This window comes from Bacillus sonorensis NBRC 101234 = KCTC 13918 (genome assembly GCF_001592005.1).
In the GTDB taxonomy this organism is placed as follows: Bacteria; Bacillota; Bacilli; order Bacillales; family Bacillaceae; genus Bacillus; species Bacillus sonorensis.
Genome location: NZ_BCVZ01000047.1, coordinates 1 through 3,206, shown reverse-complemented (window position 1 = coordinate 3,206; position 3,206 = coordinate 1). Strand labels below are relative to the sequence as shown.

The window sequence follows — 3,206 nt, the reverse complement described above, 5'->3', positions numbered from 1 at the left end:
TGGTGGAGGATGACGGGATCGAACCGCCGACCCTCTGCTTGTAAGGCAGATGCTCTCCCAGCTGAGCTAATCCTCCGCATCAGTTATTCGATCAACTCTCGATCTGACAAGGACTATTATATACAGGAACATACCCATTTGTAAAGGTTATATTAAAAAAATTTTATTTTCAGTTTTTTCGGGCGCAATATCCTGTTTTTAAGTCAAAAAGCAAAGCAGCAGACCATTTTGCCGCAATGCCTTTTTATGTCCATGCTTATAATAGGTTCTTCAAATGGTTGTAGAATTCCTGTCGTTTTGCAACAACAAATTTGTATTCCTGCTGATTTTTCAAGACGACTTTAAGCCCGTTTGGTACAATCAGAAATGTATTCCGCTTTTCAACCTCTGCTATATCTTGAATGCTAATGTCGAGCGGTTTGTTTTGAAAATTGACACGGTGCGTTGCAAAAGATAAACCTTTACTTGTTAATTTCAGTCTGCCTCCTACCGATTCAATACCTCTAAATAAATTTGCCGGAACTTCCATAATCAGATCTTCATGTTTTTCAGATTGCATTTCATTTCCTCCATTAATATTTTTCACCATACTTATATCGGTGATTCTTCTTTTTTTATTAAGGAGAAATGCCATTTTATTAAGAGATATACGGTTTTGCCGACTTTCTCAGGAAGGCCAACTGTATGGATCATGTTCACCTTGTTGCATCGGCCTTGCTTTTATTGATCTTCCTAAGATTAACCCTTCTTTTCAAAAACAGGAAAGATACAAGACTGCTGAATAAAATAAAAGGCAATGAAACTTTGTATAAAGTCAAAAAAGCGGAATTTACCTCTTGGTCACGAAATCGAGTTATTTCATGTTGATAATCACTCACTGTTTTGTTGATTTGCGCCAAATGCTTATCAACCTCTGCAGTCACTTCCTGTTTTATCGAATTCCTTACATATTTTCTTCCATTCTCAGAAATATCCCTGAGTTTCTTGTCGATCTTATGATTGATTAGTTTTTCTCTCTCCTTTGAAGAAACAACCTGTCTCTCTTGATTTTCCACGGCATTGATGTTTTCTTTATCTAAATTCTTTTTTGTCGTTTCTAATAAAGCTGTTTTCTGTTCTTCTGTCAGGGAAAAATTCTTCACCACGGTTTTCGCATGATTAAAAATGTGTTCTTTACTATTGTTAATGTTCACATCCAAGCTGCTCACATAAATGGCTACCGCCAACACAATGCCTATTTGACGAAGCGCGGCAACTACGCTCTGGGAAGCAGTTAACATTTCACCCTTAAAAGAAGATGCAGCCAGCACTGTAATAGGCCCGACAATGATCCCATAACCTGCGCCCAGTATGAAACAGCTTATCACCAATCCGGTATAGCTTGCGCCCATATCTACATGATATAAAACAAAATAAGCAATAAACATTAAAATGAATCCGGTAAAAACGGTTATAAAACTTCCGAGTTTTTTTATAACAAAAGCTGCTATTGGAGAACATATAAAAATCATTGCCGATACCGGAGTCATCAACAGTGCCGCCCTCAGCTCTGACTCATTTTGAACTTTCGTTAAATATGTAGGCAGGATCACCGTAACTCCAATTAAAAACAGATTGCTTAAAACGACTGTAACGGCAGCTCCCTTAAACTGTCTATCCTTGAACAGATGTAAATTCACCATTGGATTTTTGCAATATTTCTCTGTGAGCAAAAATAATAGTAGAAACACCAAGCTTATGGCATAACACAAAACAGCTGTTAAAGATATCCAGCCCCACTCATTTCCCTTCACAAGCACAAGTGTAAGGCTGAATATAGACACACCGCTGAAAATCAGCCCCAACCAATCGATTGAAACCGTTAATTTTTGTTCATTTTTAATATTAAGATATATACAGCATAATAAAATGCTAATTATACATATTGGAAGATTGATAAGAAAAACCCACCTCCAACTGGCGTACTGTGTAATCATGCCTCCGATTGCCGGTCCCAAAGCTGCAGCAAGCCCTTGCGTAACACCCAATATGGCTAAGGCGCTGTTTCTTTTTTCTAGAGGAACAGCGTCAACACCTATTACCATACTCGTCGGAAAAACGATCGCAGCACCGATGCTTTGAATCCCCCTTCCTGTGATTAAACAATTTGCATCTTTGGAAAGAGCACAGAACAGGGAGCCAAAAGCAAACAAAATGATACCGAATATATACACTTTATGACGGCCGAGAATATCTGCAATTCTGCCGAAAGATATTGAAAACACCGCAAAAATAATCGTATAGATATTGAGCGCCCATGAGATTTGCTCTAATGATAGATGTAAATCTGATTGTATAGACGGAATGGTTATATTCATGATTGTCGTATCAAGCATGCATAAAAAGATGCCCATACACATGATCACTACAATGTGAAAGCCGTTCCCATTATTTAAGCTGCTTTGAAGCTTCATTCCCCTCATTTACCGCTCTCTCTCTCCGTCCAAGCTGTCTAATTTTTCGTTTAATACTTTTACTTGGGCTTTATAGATCGCCAGCCCTACATCCAACGAAATTTTTTGTGTGGCAGTTAACTCAGGTTTCCATTCAACAAAGTCTTTTTCCAGTTGGCTGATGAATGCCGTTTTTCGTTCGATTTCATCGCGAATCCAATCAATCATTTGGTCATGTTCAGCATATTCTCCAAAATACATTCTGGCGAGAAAATCAGACTGAAAACTGTCTTCCTTCACAGGAGATCGTAAAAATTCATTAAATTCTTGAACGCCTTTTTGAGTGATAGAAAAGACATTCTTATTCGGTTTTCCTTCTTGAATAATGACTTCCTTCTCGATCTTCCCTTCTTTTTCAAGCTTCCTTAACGTCGGATAGATCATCCCGAAGCTGCCATCATAGAAATGAGAAAAAACGGTTTTCAACATTTCGTTTATATCGTATCCTGAACGCTTCTTTTTCATCAGCAATCCTAATATGACATGTCTGCCTTTCATTTCAACCATCCTTATCCGTTATTTTACATTTGAGATTCTTTTGGAAATAATCAGCAATTTTTTATTTCTGTTGAGTTTCATCGGGTTATTTAATATGCTAATTGTTCATATTAATATTGTCAATATGAATGCAGTGTATATCTCTTGTTTATTTGCATTAAAAAAAGAGACAATATTGATTCTATTGCCTCAACAATCGCTTCAATTTTTTTCAAA

The 3,206-nt window shown here is 37.3% G+C and carries 3 protein-coding genes and 1 tRNA gene; all 4 read right to left on the bottom strand.

What is annotated here, in order from left to right:
- A tRNA-Val gene (locus BTR1S_RS21375) sits at window positions 1–76 on the bottom strand.
- Between the two features lie 180 nt (window positions 77–256).
- Window positions 257–559 carry a PH domain-containing protein gene (locus BTR1S_RS22335; protein WP_006636050.1) on the bottom strand — a complete coding sequence of 101 codons (303 nt, stop codon included), beginning with the start codon at window positions 557–559 and terminating at the stop codon, window positions 257–259.
- 136 nt (window positions 560–695) lie between these two features.
- Window positions 696–2,462, bottom strand: coding sequence for an MFS transporter (locus tag BTR1S_RS21365; protein WP_029419217.1), 1,767 nt, complete (start codon window positions 2,460–2,462; stop codon window positions 696–698).
- The gene (locus tag BTR1S_RS21360; protein WP_006636048.1) at window positions 2,463–2,990 is read right to left on the bottom strand and encodes a PadR family transcriptional regulator; all 528 of its coding nucleotides are present in this window, start codon (window positions 2,988–2,990) and stop codon (window positions 2,463–2,465) included.
- Between the last annotated feature and the right edge of the window lie 216 nt (window positions 2,991–3,206).